Below are 15,646 nucleotides of genomic sequence, written 5' to 3' on the forward strand. Positions count from 1 at the left end.
GGAAAGATATACTGCTGTGGTTATCGCCGGGAGCTACTTTCCGGTTCCAGTGCGCCGATAGTCGGCGGTGTTCCGATAGTCTGATTTAACGCATCGTGTGCAGGAGCGCCAGTAACAGCGATCCCCGCATTAATGGCCGGTGAACCGGGTTGCGGTAAATAGTCCCGCCAGAGCACATTCTCTGGGCTGGGGTTAGCCAGTCGTGGATCGTCGATTAACGCATAGCTATCCGAGGGCATTACCGGAACATTGTTGTAGAGATTGTGGTCGCCAGTAATAGCGGAGTCGTTGTAGTCCCAGACTGGAGTAACGCCAGAGCCATCACCCATCAGGATGTTGTTAGTCAGCTTCAGCTCAACTGCACCATCGTTGGTTGCCCCTTCTGTCAGAATGAGATGGGCGCTGGTTGTGTCTGGCGGCAGCAAAATAGTGTTGTTGTAGATCTGGCCGTTAATCACGCCGCCGCTGCATACCTGGAAGGTGCGGGTTCTGTCCGCCACGGACAGGTTATAGCGGATTACGAAGTTGCGCGATTTGCCGGGTACATCGTACCCATAGGGACAAAGCAGGAAAAAGCCACCTTCGTTGCCCGAGGAAATATTGTACTGATAGACAATGCCATTCGTTGAGTGATCGACATCGTAAGACATACCGTCCTGTGTAGTATGGCCTCCTGAAGCGAAATTGTATTGGTAAACGATATTGTCGCTGTTGGCCGACCACATTCCGGCGTTTGGCGAGCCGGAGCGCATATTAAAACCGTTCAGTACGTTGTATTCCACCGTACTGTCCGTACTGGTCATGGGCGCGATGCCATCGCCACCGATGTCAGAAAGCATATTATGGCTGATATGGGTATTGTTGAATGGCTGCCACTTCGCAGTACATAAGCTGTACCAGAACTCGACCAGTTCCGGGCGCTGACACCAGTTGGACCAGGTGTAGATCCCCTCGCGATCGACGGCGTGAATAATATTATCGCTGATATCCAGCCTGCTAAACCAGGTGGGTGTGGTGTTACCGAGCGCCTCCACCACAATGCCGCCGGACGCATGGGCATATTTGCCGATGCTGCTGTCCGAAGGATTTTTTGTGGCTGGCATTTCTCCACGGACATCATGAATATTCAGGTGCTGAAGGCGGATCCCCTGATGTTCTCCACTGTCGGTGGCGCTAACCCATAATCCCCGGCGGGGGGATTTTCCATCGCCGCTGGCCGAAAGTTCCAGATTCTGTACCGTTACCCAACTGACATCTGTTATGTGGAAAGCCGCTTCGTTGCCGTTTGCTTCTATGCGAGGTAACGCCGTTCCTTCGCCCCAGGCATCATAGATCACTGGGGCATTCTCTGAGCCGGAAGTTGCGGCGACCACTTCGCCATTACAGGTGGTGCCACGGCGAAACAGTATGCTGTCTCCCGGATGCAACTCATGGTTGTTAAGCGTACTGATCGAATTAATAGGATTGCTGGCGGTGCCATCACCGTCAACGGTAGCGGAGCAATCTATATAAAGTGACTGTGCGTGGAGGGAAAAAGAAAATAACAGCGTGAGTGCCGTAAAGAATAACCTGTACCGCAGATTACTCCCCTTATACCGGCTGATATTCTTTGATAGATAAGTTGTCATGATATTAGCCTCATTTATGAATGAATCGGGGTAATAAAACTGGCTGTTAATCATTAACAAAATTAAGAAAGGGATATTGCCAGACAGACCACACGGTGCCATTTGCTTACGGTTTGATACAGACGGTAAATGCCGGGTATGAAACGACGTTTCTGCTCACGAATGTGGTAAGAGTCACAAAATTATCAATTTTGATATGACAGTTGTTATAAGCATTCTGGCCCTTTGTTTTTTACCATTCCCGCACACTGTTCTGCGTCGTTGTCGTCGGAAAACAGTGCCTCTGTTTGATGATGCTTATTAAGGTGGCGGCAATGATTAAAACACATGACACCCGATGGAATGTGATCCTCTGGGGATTCTTTTTCCTGTTCTATTACTACAACTGGTCTTCCTGCTTCTTGTTTTTACCCATGTGGCTAACCCGGATGGTGGGGCTGGATAAAACGCATATTGGTATGGTGTTTTCCTCCTTTGCCGTGGCGGCTATCTGCCTGCAACCGCTGCTGGGTTGGGTAACGGATAAGCTGGGGCCGAAAAAACACCTGCTGTGGCTGATCGTTATCCTGATGGTGCTCTTCGCGCCGTTCTTTATTTACGTGTATACCCCGCTGCTGCAAAGCCACTTTGCGATTGGGCTGGTGGTGGGCGGGCTGTATCTGGGATTTATCTTCCACGCAGGCTATGGTGCAGTGGAAGCTTTTGTCGAGAAAGTTAGCCGTAATCGGGGCTTTGAGTACGGACGTCCACGGCTGTTTGGCTGCTTTGGATCGGCGGCCTGCGCCACCATCTCCGGTATTCTTTATGGTTTCGATCCGACATGGATTTACTGGATTGGTTCGGCGCTGGCTTTATTGCTGGTGGTGATCCTGCTGGTTGCTCGTTCTGAGCCGCTGCCGGGTATTGAGGCGGAGCAGGTCCGCCAGCAAAAGGTGAGCGTGCTGGAGCTATTCAAACTTCGCCAGTTCTGGTATTTCACATTATATGTATTGGGTGTTGCCTGTATTTACGATGTTTTCGACCAGCAGTTTATTAATTTCTTTACCCGCTTCTTTAACCATCAGGAACAGGCGGCAAGAGCATTCGGTTATATCACTACAGCAGGGAATCTTGGCGATGCTGCGGTGATGTTTTTTATTCCACTGCTGATTAATAAATATATAGGTAGCAAGAATGCACTATTAATTACCGGTACCATTATGACGATTCGGATCATCGGTTCCTCCTTTGCCACTGGGCCGATTGAAGTGCTCTTCTTACGGATGCTGCATAATTTTGAAGTGCCTTTTCTGCTGATTGGTATTTTCAAATATATTGCTGACGTTTTTGATACTCGTCTGTCCGGGACGATCTACCTGGTGGGCGTAATGTTTATCAAGCAGTCCGCCGCTATTATTTTATCGACCGTCGCGGGTCATCTCTACGACACCATCGGATTCCATAGCGCCTATCTGATCCTCGGCAGTATCACTGCCGCGTTTACTCTGTTGTCCGCTTTCCTGCTGACTTCAACCCCACGCCAGAAAACGGCAGACGTCCGCACGCCCGCCACACTCTAATGGAGAGAACATTATGCAACCGAATATTCTGGTCTTTTTCACCGATCAACAGCGCTGGGACACGGTGGGCTGCTACAATTCTGCCGTCAGTACTACCCCTGTGCTGGACCAGCTTGCCCGCGAGGGTGTGAAGTTCGAAAACGCTTTTACCGTCCAGCCGGTCTGCGGCCCGGCGCGTTCCTGCCTGCAAACCGGGCGTTACCCGACGCAGAACGGCTGTTATCGCAATAATATCGCCATGCGACAGGATGAGGTGACGCTGGCGAAACTGTTCAATCAGGCGGGATATGATACTGCCTATATCGGAAAGTGGCACTTGGCGGATCTGGATGAAAAACCGGTGCCGGAAGAACTGCGCGGCGGATGGCAATACTGGCTGGCGGCAGATGCGCTGGAACATACATCGCATCCTTATGGCGGTCACTTTTTTGATAACGATAACCAGCCGGTGCATTTCGATGGCTACCGGGTGGATGACCAGACTACGTTCGCGCTCGATTACCTGAAAAATCGCCAGCGGGATAATCCGTTCCTGCTATTCCTTTCTTACCTGGAGCCGCACTTCCAGAACGATATGGCGCGTTTTGTCGCCCCGGATGGCTACGCCGAACGCTTCCAGACGGCATCGGTGCCGCCGGATCTGATTAACCGCCCCGGCGACTGGCCGCAGAACCTCCCTGATTATTACGGCATGTGCCAGAACCTGGATGAAAATCTCGGGCGTATTGTCGATTACCTGAAGGCCAGCGGCGAATACGACAACACCATTATCCTGTTCTTCAGCGATCACGGCTGTCACTTCCGCACCCGTAATGATGAATACAAACGCTCGTGCCATGAGTCCAGCATTCGTATTCCCTGCGTGGCGCGGGGCGGGCCGTTCAGCGGTGGCAGAACGGTGGAACATCTGGTGACGCTGCTGGATATTCCGGTCACGATGCTGAGTGTGGCAGGTATTACGGTTCCTGATGCCATGGTGGGGCGTGATCTGCAAACCGCCCTTGATGCAGGTCACTGGGATGAAGAAGTGCTGATCCAGATTAGTGAGTCGGAAGTCGGTCGGGCGCTGCGCACACCGCGCTGGAAATATGAAATTGTCGCGCCCGGTAGCGATCCGTGGAATGAGTCTGCCGCGATGATTTACGTGGAGAGCCAGCTTTATGACCTGCTGAACGACCCGTGGGAGCGCCAGAATCTGATTGCCAGCCCGGAACATGCGCGTATCCGCGATAAATTACGTCAGGATATTGGCCGTAAAATGACGGCGATTGGTGAAGACCTGCCCGTCATTGTTCCGGTGGAGTAAGTGATGACTGCATGGATGATTGCCGCACTCTGCGGCTGTGGTCTGGCAACCAGTCTGCTCTCGGCGCTGTTTGGCGTTGGGGGCAGCATTCTGCTCGTGCCAGTGCTGCATCTGTTATTTCCGCAATGTGCTGTGCAGGTGCTGGCCGCGACGTCCCTGACGGTGGTGATGCTGAGCGCGTTGATTAACGTCTGCGCCTTCTGGCGACAAGGGATCCGTTTAAATCCGCGGCTGCTGGTGCTCTGGTCGCTGGGGATGGCAACGGGAATGCAGGCGGGCGTGTATGCCAGCTTTTTGCTGTCGGATAAGGTGCTGCTGATGTTGTTTGCGTTGGTTCTCGTGGGGCTGGCATTACGCTGTGGATTTTCGCACCAGACAACCAGCGAAAACGTACAGCCAGATAACCGGACGCGCAGCGCTGGGATGTTACTGTGTACCGCCGGTGGCGCCGTGGCCGGATTAACCGGGCTGGGTGGTGGTTCCGTGCTCGCACCGCTGATGTCGCAGCTCTCCGGGATCCCGCGCCAGCATATCGCTGTGTACTGCAACTGGATGATGCTGTTCGGCAGCGCCGGAACGGTCGTCAGCTATCTGTATCATACTGCGCCTGATACTGGTGCATTACCACCGGCGATGCAGTTTGGTTACGTCAATATGGCTATTGTAGCCGTGATTTTTCTCTGCACACTGGCGTTCCAGCCGATCAGCATGAGGTTGCGCACTCTGCTACCTGAATGCTGGCTACAGCGCGTTTTCTCCGGAGTGTTGCTGATGATTGCCACGCTGATTCTGGTGACGCTATGAAACTCGCTTTTCATCTGATGGCGAAGCCTGCGGGCTGGCGCTGTAATCTGGCCTGTGATTACTGTTTTTACCTGGCAAAAGGGCAGGGTGTGCTGCGGGATACCTGCGGACAGCGGCATATGTCCGATAAGGTACTGGAAACGTATATTCGCCAGTACATCGCGGCATCACCCGGCACGGAGGTGAACTTTACCTGGCAGGGCGGCGAGCCCACGCTGGCCGGGCTTGATTTTTATCGCCGGGCCGTGGCGCTCCAGCAGCGCTATGCCGGGAATAAGCGTATTACCAACAGCCTTCAGACCAATGGCGTACTGATTGACGACGAATGGGCGGTATTTCTGGCTCAGCATCAGTTTCTGGTGGGCATATCGCTGGATGGCCCGGCGCATCTGCACAATCATTATCGCAAGACAGGCAGTGGTAAGCCCGTATTTGAGCAGGTGATGGCGGCGCTGGACTGTCTGAAGCGTCACGGTGTGGACGTCAATATCCTGACCGTAGTGAACAACGTGACGGCACAAGCTCCACTGGAAATTTACCGTTTTCTGACGCGTGAAGTGGGGGCTGAATTTCTCCAGTTTATTCCGGTGGTGGAGTATGACGCCCAATGCGGGTTGTTGCCCTGGTCAGTGACGGGGGAAGATTACGGGCGATTTATGATCGCCATCTTCGATGAATGGGTACGTCATGATGTCGGGCGGGTATTCGTTCAGCTTTTTGATAACTCACTGGCGGCGTGGCTGGGCGAACGCCCGGCGTTGTGTGTGATGCAGCCTACCTGCGGACGAGGGCTGGTGGTTGAGCAGAACGGCGATGTTTACAGTTGCGATCACTATGTGGATGCGGAACACCGACTCGGTAATCTGCTACAGCAGCCGCTGGAAAAGCTGGTTGTGAGTAAAGCACAACGGCGGTTCGGCCAGCAGAAAGCGCAGCTACCGGATAATTGCCATCGTTGTCCGTGGCGTTTTGCCTGCCAGGGCGGTTGTCCGAAGCACCGGGTAAACGATCGATTAAATCATCTTTGTGCCGGATATCGCATGATCTTCAGCCATATGGATCCATACATGACCTATATGGTGCAGCAGATTCGTGTGCAGCAGTCTCCGGCCAGAGTGATGACGGAGATAGATAGTCTGAAGAAGTAATATCTTATTTTTTAACATAAAACTGCATATTCAGAGAGGCGCAGCTGTGGCAGGATAACCCTGTATAAATCAGCGATATTTTTACAGCGAGGAAGTGATGATGTCGGGGCTACATTCATGGCTTTTAGATAAGTCAACCAGTGACACCTATATGTTCATCAAGCGCCTGTCAGCCAACGATACTGGTGCGACGGGTGGGCATCAGGTTGGCATTTACATACCTTCTGGCATTGTTGAGCATCTTTTCCCTTCCATTAATCATACAAGGGATCTTAACCCGTCTGTGACGCTGAATGCGCATACCTCCTCGCACAGTTGCCCGGACACCGAGGCCAGGGCCGTTTATTACAATGGTCGTTTCTTTGGTAAGACCCGAAATGAAAAGCGTATCACCCGATGGGGCGGAGGAAAAAATCCTCTGCAAAACCCTGAGAACACGGGGGCACTAGCGTTACTGGCGTTTGACCATCGGCAGGGGGCAGATAGTCAATTTGTCGATATCTGGGTGTGTTATGACGCTGAAGAAGAAGATATTGTTGAGTCATCACTCGGAGAGATTGTTCCCGGTTCGCTAGTCTATGGCCCTGCAAATGAGATTCTGGGCGGCCTGGCTTTAAAAGAACCTGTCTCCAGTGAGTATCGTCTTCCGGAAGAGTGGAGAACGCATTTTCCTTCTGGCAAGGAGATTATCGAGTATGCAGCAGCTCACTATTCTCCAAATGTTGTTGGCCCGGATAAGCAACTGATTGAACGTCGTCGTGTTGAGTATGAAATTTTCCTGCTGGTGGAGGAAATGCATGTTCTGGGTATGGTTCAGTCTGGGTTTGATTCAGTAAATGAATTTATTGCACTGGCGAATTCCGTAAGCAACAGACGAAAATCACGAGCCGGGAAATCACTGGAACTGCATCTTGAACAGCTTTTCAATGAGCACGGACTGACAACTTTTGAGACTCAGGCCGTCACGGAAGGAAATAAGAAACCAGATTTTTTATTCCCCTCTGCGCAAGCTTATCACGATGAAGCTTTTCCAGAGCAGAAGTTGCGTATGTTAGCGGTAAAAACAACCTGTAAAGATCGCTGGCGGCAGATATTAAATGAGGCAGACAGAATTCAGGACATTTACCTCTTTACCCTTCAGGAAGGTGTTTCTGTTGCCCAATTTCAGGAGATGCAGCAGGAAAATGTCAGGTTGGTTGTGCCCAGTAGCCTTCATGATAAGTACCCGAAAACTGTCCGGGAATACCTTATTTCGTTAGAAACATTTATCGATGAAACTAAAGCATTGTATGTCGATTAAATAATTTGATTCTGTTATCCCCCGGATAAATTCCGGGGGAGCTATTTATATTATTTTTTGGTCGCCTTGCTTGCAGCGACTTTCATAATATAAGGCTGAAGCAGTTTTGCCACGGCTTCAAAAACGGGAACGACCACTGAGTTCCCGAACTGGCGATAGGCCTGGGTGTCGGAAACGGGGATCCGGAATGGCTTGCCACCGGGTTGCTCAAAACCCATCAGTCTGGCGCATTCATGAGGCGTCAGTCTTCTTGGCCTTTGTTCCTGATTCTTTGGATTAGAGAAATCGATTTCGCCGAGTTCTTTATCCCATCCTCTGTCGATGAGAATTTCAGAGCCATCTTTATGGTAACGAGCGGATAATGTTCTCGCGACGCTGTTTTCATTATTCGGATCAACCAGACCAAAACCGAACCCATTACCTTTGGCAGCATGCTTTTTAGCATAGTTATAGAGATATTCCCATAACTTAGGGCTCAGGATATATTTGCTGTCAACCGCAGGGTCCAGAAGCTGACCAAATGTTGGTCTTTTCTCAGGGTAGAATTTATGAATATTCTTTAATGTGAATCCCTGATGGATATTAAGGTCACGGCGGAATCCGACTAGAACAATACGCTCACGATGTTGTGGCAGGAAATTTTTACCATCAATAATTTTAGGATCATCTTTCCCTGTGATATTGGCATCAGCGACTTCATAGCCTAATTCATCAAGGGTATCCATAATGACTTTAAACGTTTTGCCTTTGTCATGGCTCTTAAGGTTTTTCACGTTCTCCAGCACAAAAATGGCTGGTTGCTTCGCCTTGATTATACGGGCGACATCGAAAAACAGAGTCCCTTGCGCTTCACATTCAAATCCATGTGCGCGTCCGAGCGAGTTTTTCTTACTTACACCTGCCAGACTGAATGGCTGGCAGGGAAAACCGGCCAGCAGGACGTCATGATCCGGGATGTGTTGATCGATATGAGCGTAGGCCTTCTCTTCAGAAATGCCTTCTTCTCCACTCAGTGTAACTTCCCGGATATCCAGATTGAATGTGTGCGCTTCTTCATCGTTGTACCAGTTTGCTTTGTAGGTACGTACCGCTTCTTTATTCCATTCGCTGGTAAAAACGCATTGCCCGCCGATGGCCTCGAATCCTTTACGGATACCACCAATACCGGCAAACAGGTCAATAAAGCGGAAATCATAGTCAGGATGATGAGCGGGTTGCTCCGGCAGCATTTTCCGTAACAGCGCTTCTTCAGCCATGGTAAGCGATTTTGGCTCACACTTGCCATTTATCCAGCGGTTAAGGGTTTCGCGGCTCCACTCATTTTTACCTATTTTTCTTAGCAGTTCTGCGACATACTTCTGGTCGTAAATTTCAAGTACCCGATCAATCAGCTTCCTGTCGCGCTCTTGTTGTTGTTTTTCTTCAGCTTCTGCTTTTTCGAGCAGCTCCTGCGCAAATAAATCGAATTCAGACATAACGCCTCCTCGGGGTTTATGGGTGAAAATATATCACTCATTTGACCCAGATGAAATGATTTGTTCTGGATATTTGATCAGTATATGGATCCAACAAGATGTACTAACTATGGGTATTAGCCAATAACGTTGCCAGTTTTTCTGGATGAGGAACATGCAGGCGGCGCTGTGAATCATCCAGTATTCCGGCCTGTCTTAATTCCTTACTGAACCGTAACGCGGTTTCTGTCTCACACCCGGCAAACTCTGCCACTTCACGCCACGTCCAGTCATAGCCGGGAAAATACCGCGTCAGATACCAGAGGCTGCTTAGAACCCGGTGACGGGTGCGGTAACGGGCGATCCAGGTCATGCGATGCTCCGCATCGGACAGATTCGCCACCACCTGGTTTAGCAGGAAATGAGCAAACTGCGGGTAATGATGCAGGAACTCGCTGTTGGAATGTGGAATGACGTGGCACAGCGATGCGGTCTGCAAAACGCAGGCATGGCAGTGATAGAACTCCGTACCAAACAACCCCAGATAACCAAACCATTCACCTTGCTGGCAGGCGCGGACCAGCAGTTCTTTGCCATTTTTTAATGTGTGGTGCAGGCCAATGACGCCATGGTTCAGATACCAGAAACCACAGGTGGGTTGTTCCTGAAGGTAGATTCGACTTCCCGTTTCACGGGCGATAGGGCGCAGCAGGGCGTGGCGGGTAAATCGGGTGTAGTGAAAAGCGGTGTGGTTATGAACCGGGGCAGAAAGAAACGGCATTTCTGCTGGCGGTGGTATGGCCGCCTGCTGAATCTGAACCGGCGGGGGAATGCTGTTCAGGCTGGTGTCGGCAACAGTCATAACCTGCACCTGACGGGGAGCGGATTTTTGGGTTGCCGCTGTTCGCCTTCTTCCTCGTAACGGCTGGGCCAGATTTCCGAAGGGTGAACGTTGAGTGCGCGGGCAACCAGCCACTCGCCTTTCGGCCAGGGACGTGAAAGTGCATTCGCCAGCGTTGAGGAGGCCAGCCCCGCTTCCCGCGAGACCGCTGCCATACTGGTGCCGCGTTTGTGCAGGGCGGCGATGATGTCGGCAGGGTGCCAGTCTTTTTTAATCATTCCGTTTACCTCTCTAATCCTGATGCTACGTTTTTCGTAGTATCTAAGTCGTTAAAAAACTACGAATCTCGTAGTTATGCAAAAACAACTCAGACAACGGGATGTTTTCATCCGTCGATTAAAAGAAGCCCGACAGCGCTTAGACATTTCTCAGACTGCTGTGGGGATTGCTGCGGCTGTAGATCCTTCTGTTGCAAGTACCCGTTTCAATCGCTACGAGAAAGGTGTTCATGAGCCCGATATGGAAACCGCTGCACGGATAGCTGATGTGTTGAATGTCCCCCTACCATGGCTGTTCACTTCGGATGAGAATCTTGCTGAACTGATTCTCAACTTCGCCACGCTTTCATCAGACTTGCAGTTACGATTACTGGATATGTCTCGGCAAATGCTAAGCACTTCATCCGATGAAGATGCCTGAACCTCTTTCTAGTCATATAACAATACTACGTTAATCGTAGTATCTGCAGCAAGCAAAAACTACGATTCTCGTAGTTATGAAAACGACTAATTATTACAACGATATTTTTTGCCGACGCTTGAAACAGGCTCGGTTAGCCAGTGGGCTTTCTCAAAAACGTTTGGGGATTGCGGCAGGTATAGATGAGTTTGTTGCGAGTACACGCATCAACCGGTATGAAAAGGGAGTACATGAACCCAATACTGAGATTGTGCAGAAGTTATCAGAGGTTTTACGTGTTCCGTTGGCTTATTTCTATGCCGAAGATGATGATTTAGCTGATTTAATGCTGATATTTTGGTCATTTTCAAGTAAACAACGGGAGGAGCTTATGGATTATGCGAGGCACCGCATAGTTAGCTAAGTAGGTTTCCAGCACTGAATTGGTACTATATTCTTACAATCTTTTCATCAAAAAAGGTGATTTGATTCAATCACCTGTCATTCAGATTCTCTGATAATCTTTCCCGCAAGGGAGGATGCCATGTCTGAGAGCCTGCAATCTAATACAACTCAAACGTTACCTGACGATAGGGAGGGGCTGTATCACCTTGTCTGGCGCGAGCCTGAGGAGCGTATTACTTCTTTCTATAACATCAGCACAGAGCAACTGGCAAAGCGATGCGCTGAATTACGGATACCGAGGCCGCTCGCCGGATACTGGAAGGCGCTGGCGAAAGGAACTGCACCGGCGGTGCCTGCTTTGCCTGATTTGAAGAGTGGCAAGGTAGTAAAATCCCCCAGAAAAACCAGCCAGGACATTACTCTTCCCACAAAAATATCATCGAAAGTAGCAGCGCCAGCACCGCGAAAGCGAGCAAGGACAGCAGGTAGTGGCTATGCACTGATCGATGATCTCAAAACTTACCTTCCCGTCTCTTCCGTCACAAAAGACAGCTACTACAAACCAACGAAAAAGAAGCTACTCGATCTGAATGTTTCAGAAACGGGATTCAACAGTGCTATCGATTTTCTGAGTCGGTTCTTTGCCGCACTGGGAAAGCAAGGGTATTGGGTACGATTAGCTGAAAGCGGTGAGGGGCTTCATTGTCAGGGCATCGATATCAAAGAAGATCCAAAAGAGGGAGGTTTGCGCTACGACAGTTTATGGCGCCCTTGTTCAGCCAGTATTATTTGCATTGAAGATATGCTGTTCGGCTTTAGCTTGGCTGAAATGACGGAATATGTCCCGGCAAAGGAGGTTAATGGTCGATACATTCGTGATGAAACAATGATCCGCTGGATGCGAGGAACTTATGAAAAGCCATTTCGCTACGTTATCAGGCATACGTTACCTACGGGGCGATTTCTGCTACAGCTCTACTCGCCATACTCGTCAACTAACTGGCAGGCTGAGTTTCGCCAGACAAAACAGTGCGGGCTTATAAGCCAGATCCCGAAAATCATTTCCGCGATGCGTGATGCTGTTCCGTTGATAAAGAAGCAGCAGGAAGAAGCCAGAATTAAAGCAGAAGAACGGCGAATCCAGTGGGAACTGGATGAAAAGGGATATCGGGAAAAGGAGCGGGTCAGAAGGGAAAAAGAGGCATACAACGCCAGCTTAGCCGAACTGGAAGCTATTATGGTGCAGTGGGCAGAAGATAAGCGTATAGAGCAGTTTTTTCGTGAAGCAGAGTTGGATGCGGTGGATTTTGATGAGCAACAAAGGTTAAAGATTATGGAGCGCTTACAACTGGCTCGGCAGTTCTTGTCGGTAGATAAGGCGGCTGAGCGTTTGATGAAATGGAGGATTCCGCAGGAACGGTTAGATAAAGCGTAGACGATTGTCCCTGTTTTGGAATCTGTATTTCTTATAGTCACCATCCGGCTTGACAGTCTGCTTTGAACGAGAGGAGGACGCTGAGATTTCGTTGTGCTACTGAAGCCTAAACGTTGTACTATGTTCCCAGCACGCTATTATTGCTTTATGATTCAACTGTTACTTTGATGATGGAATCAAGCAGATGAGTCAGAAAGCATGGTCTTTTAAAGCAGTAGGTCAGGATGATCTCCGGTACTTCGGGAATAACGGTTATCAAGATGACTCAACTAGTTTTTATCGATATGACAACTTTGTGCCAAACCATAAGCAAGTCAAAAAAGGAGATATTGTCATAGTAACTGATAGAAAAAATGTTCAGGGTATATCAGTTATAACCAATTTATCTTCAGCCCCATACATAAAAGCTCGTAACCGATGCCCATATGAAAATTGCACGCCAGCAAAGTTAATCCTTCGGAAATCTAAAAAACCAAAGTGGCGCTGCAGCAATGGACATGAATTTGAACAGCCTAAAGTAGAAGACGTTCCTGCATTTGAATTTAAAGCTGAATATAAGCAAAACTACATGCCCATTAATTCTATCTCCATAATAGATTTAATATCTCATACACCGCGCTACAACGTTCAAAGTTCAATTCAAGAACTTGATTTTGAATGGGCAAAAAGTCTATTTTGTAGTGTCATTCAGTTGGATTCTACTGAAGCGGACATTGATGATATTCCTCTCGATGTAGATGATCAGCGAAAGGTTATTCTACGGCAAATTAAGCAAAGGCGTGGGCAAAAAACTTTTCGCGACACTCTGTTATCCCAAGCAGCAAAATGTGCAATAAGTGGTTGTGAAATCATTGATATCCTCGAAGCCGCACATATCACCGCATACAAAAATGATACACATAACCATATAAGTAATGGACTATTATTGCGTTGTGATATGCATACTCTTTACGATCTGGATTTATTTGCAATCGATCCGGATTCGTTCGTTATTTACTTTGCTCCACAGATCCAAGATAAAGAGTATGTAAAGTATCATGGAAAAAAGCTACATGTAACGTACAAGATTAATCACGGAGCTCTTGTCGAAAGGTGGAAAAGGTTTACTGAAAAATATGCTTTGACTGTAGTCAATTCGCTAAATCTTACCATGCATGTTTAAAGTGCACAGCTGATTGTTGAGAAGAGTTACTTAGACACCGTGAATCGATGAATGACGGTTCTATCACGATTGAGAGATGGGTACACTAGCTCAGACGAGAGCATCAGAGGATTTTGTCCACTGCCTGTTGAACACATAGAGATTCATCTTGCGACGGGATATAAAATATCATCGTTTTCACTTTCTTCAATGCCACTTACGGTATTATTTATTCTCTTGTGTATCTATAGGTCGCGTGGGCAGTGCGGCCTAGCTAACTGCTCTGGATATATAGGAAGAGTTAAGCTATTTGAAATACTTCATCCTTATATATGGCTTCCTTATTAATTCTTTCTCAATTTCAAGGGCGGAGAAATTGAGTTGTTCTACATTCCTTTTTGAACATACTTTATCAAGTTTGTCATAAAGAGTTGCGTCGATTATAGTGTTAGTAAAAACACCAAACCCTTCGACATCGTAAGAATCTAGCATATCACCAACATCTGTAAGTTTCGTTGCAGAAAGTGATCCTGCTCCGGTGACCAATTTACACTGGAAAATCCATTTTTTGGGCTCCATTAATCGTTCGGTAGGAATATCATATACTTGTATATCTCTACCTCCATCACGTGAACGAGACTTACCTAATTTCCTGATCGTTTCATTATTAAAACGTGGATGGCTATAGATTATATCATAGCAAAGCTGTTCAAATTGCTCGTCATCAATTTCGGACCAATTATATGTTAACCCAGCGGAAAAACCTATATTAATGCCGGTAGATAAAAGGACTTCACCTAATGTTTCGTTAAAGTTTTTTATCTGAGATAATTTCAACTCAGCGGTATCGTAAAGGAGATGGTAAAAATTACCGTCATCAACTATTACTAAAGTTCCGTTTGGATCAACATAACATTGCTCATGAGTCGGTTTTTGGGAGAGTAAGCTACTATCATGGTCTATCAGCTCCCTCAAAAAATTATTATAGGGCGAATAAGTAAATGTAGAGTTAGACCAATCAAATGGATCTGGTGGCCACCTATATTCATCTCTTGACAACTCAATACTACTACAAACTTTAGATTTAAAGTAATGATTCATTGGGAAATAAGAAATGATGACATCAGAGGTAGTGTAAGAGACCCCTTTTAACACTACAATGCTAGAGGGTATAAAGCTTTCAAAATTGTAGTTTTGCTCGGTAACTTTAAAAAAGTTATTTATATCAACAGTATTTGGTAAAATCCAAGCATCTGGTGATGTATAACATCTATCACCAATCTTGCTACTGTAAGCGCTCTTCCAGAAACCCAAAGCTCTCTCAGGATACTTATTTATTTCACTTCGATATTCATCTGGAACATCAGACATCATCTCAAAATATTTACCTCCTATTAAATTTGCATAATAAAAATCATGCAAGGCAGGTACCTTTATATTAAAATTATCTAGATCATTTTCTATAGAGAGTACTGCATCTATGATTTTACTGTATTCTAAGGGAGGTTCACTATAAAGACTGTCATCATATCGTTTATAAAGTACTATACAATCCCTTAGCGCTTCATGAAATTTTTCGTTTGGCTTTGTTAAAGATAATTTAATGAACGATTTATGATTTTCCCTGTTGTAATATGAGACTGCCCGGGCGTGTTGACAAGTGCTTGCCAATCGTTCTCCTGCCCATATAGCCTCAAGATAGTCATCGCATAAGTCAAAATATGAGCTTGAGAAACCAACACTCTCTAAAGGAATAAATACCTCAATATCATCTGACTGTCGGATATGTTTTATATCATCGACATCTATATCATTTAAGTAAATCTCAACCATTGAATTTTTCACCGTTGATTAATACAGGCTAATGTTAGCAATATCTGCTTATAGCACTCAAGGGAAGTCCTCTTTCTCAATGATTAATACATTGAGTCATGCCCCTCTTTTGGA

The 15,646-nt window shown here is 47.6% G+C and carries 14 protein-coding genes; 9 read left to right on the forward strand and 5 right to left on the reverse strand.

Going from position 1 to position 15,646, the window contains the following annotated elements; genetic code table 11:
* Window positions 1–20: 20 nt before the first annotated feature.
* Window positions 21–1,628 (reverse strand): hypothetical protein, encoded by a 1,608-nt coding sequence (locus L379_RS19960; RefSeq protein ID WP_032655525.1) that lies wholly within the window; start codon window positions 1,626–1,628, stop codon window positions 21–23.
* Window positions 1,629–1,942: 314 nt separating this feature from the next.
* On the opposite strand from L379_RS19960, the gene L379_RS19955 reads away from it, so the two are divergent.
* From L379_RS19955 to L379_RS19935, 5 genes are all read left to right on the forward strand, one after another.
* Window positions 1,943–3,187 (forward strand): oligosaccharide MFS transporter, encoded by a 1,245-nt coding sequence (locus L379_RS19955; protein ID WP_032652379.1) that lies wholly within the window; start codon window positions 1,943–1,945, stop codon window positions 3,185–3,187.
* Between the two features lie 13 nt (window positions 3,188–3,200).
* Complete coding sequence (locus tag L379_RS19950) at window positions 3,201–4,493, forward strand: sulfatase-like hydrolase/transferase (protein ID WP_032652380.1); 1,293 nt, start codon at window positions 3,201–3,203, stop codon at window positions 4,491–4,493.
* A 3-nt stretch (window positions 4,494–4,496) separates the two neighbouring features.
* Window positions 4,497–5,297: a sulfite exporter TauE/SafE family protein gene (locus L379_RS19945; protein ID WP_032652381.1), complete on the forward strand. Its 801-nt coding sequence runs from the start codon at window positions 4,497–4,499 to the stop codon at window positions 5,295–5,297.
* A complete protein-coding gene (locus L379_RS19940; protein WP_032652382.1) occupies window positions 5,294–6,445 on the forward strand; it encodes an anaerobic sulfatase maturase in 1,152 nt (383 codons plus the stop codon). Before L379_RS19945 ends, L379_RS19940 begins: the two co-directional genes overlap by 4 nt.
* Window positions 6,446–6,545: 100 nt before the next feature.
* The gene (locus L379_RS19935; RefSeq protein WP_032652383.1) at window positions 6,546–7,745 is read left to right on the forward strand and encodes a type II restriction endonuclease; all 1,200 of its coding nucleotides are present in this window, start codon (window positions 6,546–6,548) and stop codon (window positions 7,743–7,745) included.
* A gap of 50 nt (window positions 7,746–7,795) precedes the next feature.
* Here the strand turns inward: L379_RS19935 and L379_RS19930 are convergent, their stop codons facing one another.
* The 3 genes from L379_RS19930 to L379_RS19920 form a co-directional block, all read right to left on the reverse strand.
* On the reverse strand, window positions 7,796–9,220 hold the full coding sequence (locus L379_RS19930; RefSeq protein ID WP_032652384.1) for a DNA cytosine methyltransferase: 1,425 nt from the start codon (window positions 9,218–9,220) through the stop codon (window positions 7,796–7,798).
* Window positions 9,221–9,323: 103 nt separating this feature from the next.
* Window positions 9,324–10,061 (reverse strand): Crp/Fnr family transcriptional regulator, encoded by a 738-nt coding sequence (locus L379_RS19925; protein WP_032652387.1) that lies wholly within the window; start codon window positions 10,059–10,061, stop codon window positions 9,324–9,326.
* Window positions 10,058–10,318, reverse strand: coding sequence for a helix-turn-helix domain-containing protein (locus L379_RS19920; RefSeq protein ID WP_032652389.1), 261 nt, complete (start codon window positions 10,316–10,318; stop codon window positions 10,058–10,060). The genes L379_RS19925 and L379_RS19920 overlap by 4 nt, the downstream gene beginning before the upstream one ends.
* A 76-nt stretch (window positions 10,319–10,394) precedes the next feature.
* Here L379_RS19920 and L379_RS0123815 point away from each other — a divergent pair, with 76 nt between their 5' ends.
* The 4 genes from L379_RS0123815 (at window position 10,395) to L379_RS19910 (ending at window position 13,720) form a co-directional block, all read left to right on the forward strand.
* Complete coding sequence (locus tag L379_RS0123815) at window positions 10,395–10,739, forward strand: helix-turn-helix domain-containing protein (protein WP_032652390.1); 345 nt, start codon at window positions 10,395–10,397, stop codon at window positions 10,737–10,739.
* Window positions 10,740–10,815: 76 nt separating this feature from the next.
* Window positions 10,816–11,142, forward strand: a complete 327-nt coding sequence (locus L379_RS0123820; protein WP_032652391.1) for a helix-turn-helix domain-containing protein — start codon at window positions 10,816–10,818, stop codon at window positions 11,140–11,142.
* A gap of 120 nt (window positions 11,143–11,262) precedes the next feature.
* Window positions 11,263–12,558 carry a DUF4670 domain-containing protein gene (locus L379_RS19915; protein ID WP_032652392.1) on the forward strand — a complete coding sequence of 432 codons (1,296 nt, stop codon included), beginning with the start codon at window positions 11,263–11,265 and terminating at the stop codon, window positions 12,556–12,558.
* A gap of 184 nt (window positions 12,559–12,742) precedes the next feature.
* The gene (locus L379_RS19910; protein ID WP_032652394.1) at window positions 12,743–13,720 is read left to right on the forward strand and encodes an HNH endonuclease; all 978 of its coding nucleotides are present in this window, start codon (window positions 12,743–12,745) and stop codon (window positions 13,718–13,720) included.
* A gap of 285 nt (window positions 13,721–14,005) precedes the next feature.
* Here L379_RS19910 and L379_RS19905 read toward each other — a convergent pair whose 3' ends face one another.
* Entirely contained in the window at window positions 14,006–15,532 is a 1,527-nt protein-coding gene (locus L379_RS19905; RefSeq protein ID WP_032652396.1) for a hypothetical protein, read from the reverse strand.
* Window positions 15,533–15,646 lie beyond the last annotated feature (114 nt).

The organism is Enterobacter sp. MGH 33, assembly GCF_000534535.1.
GTDB classification, from domain to species: domain Bacteria; phylum Pseudomonadota; class Gammaproteobacteria; order Enterobacterales; family Enterobacteriaceae; genus Enterobacter; species Enterobacter hormaechei_C.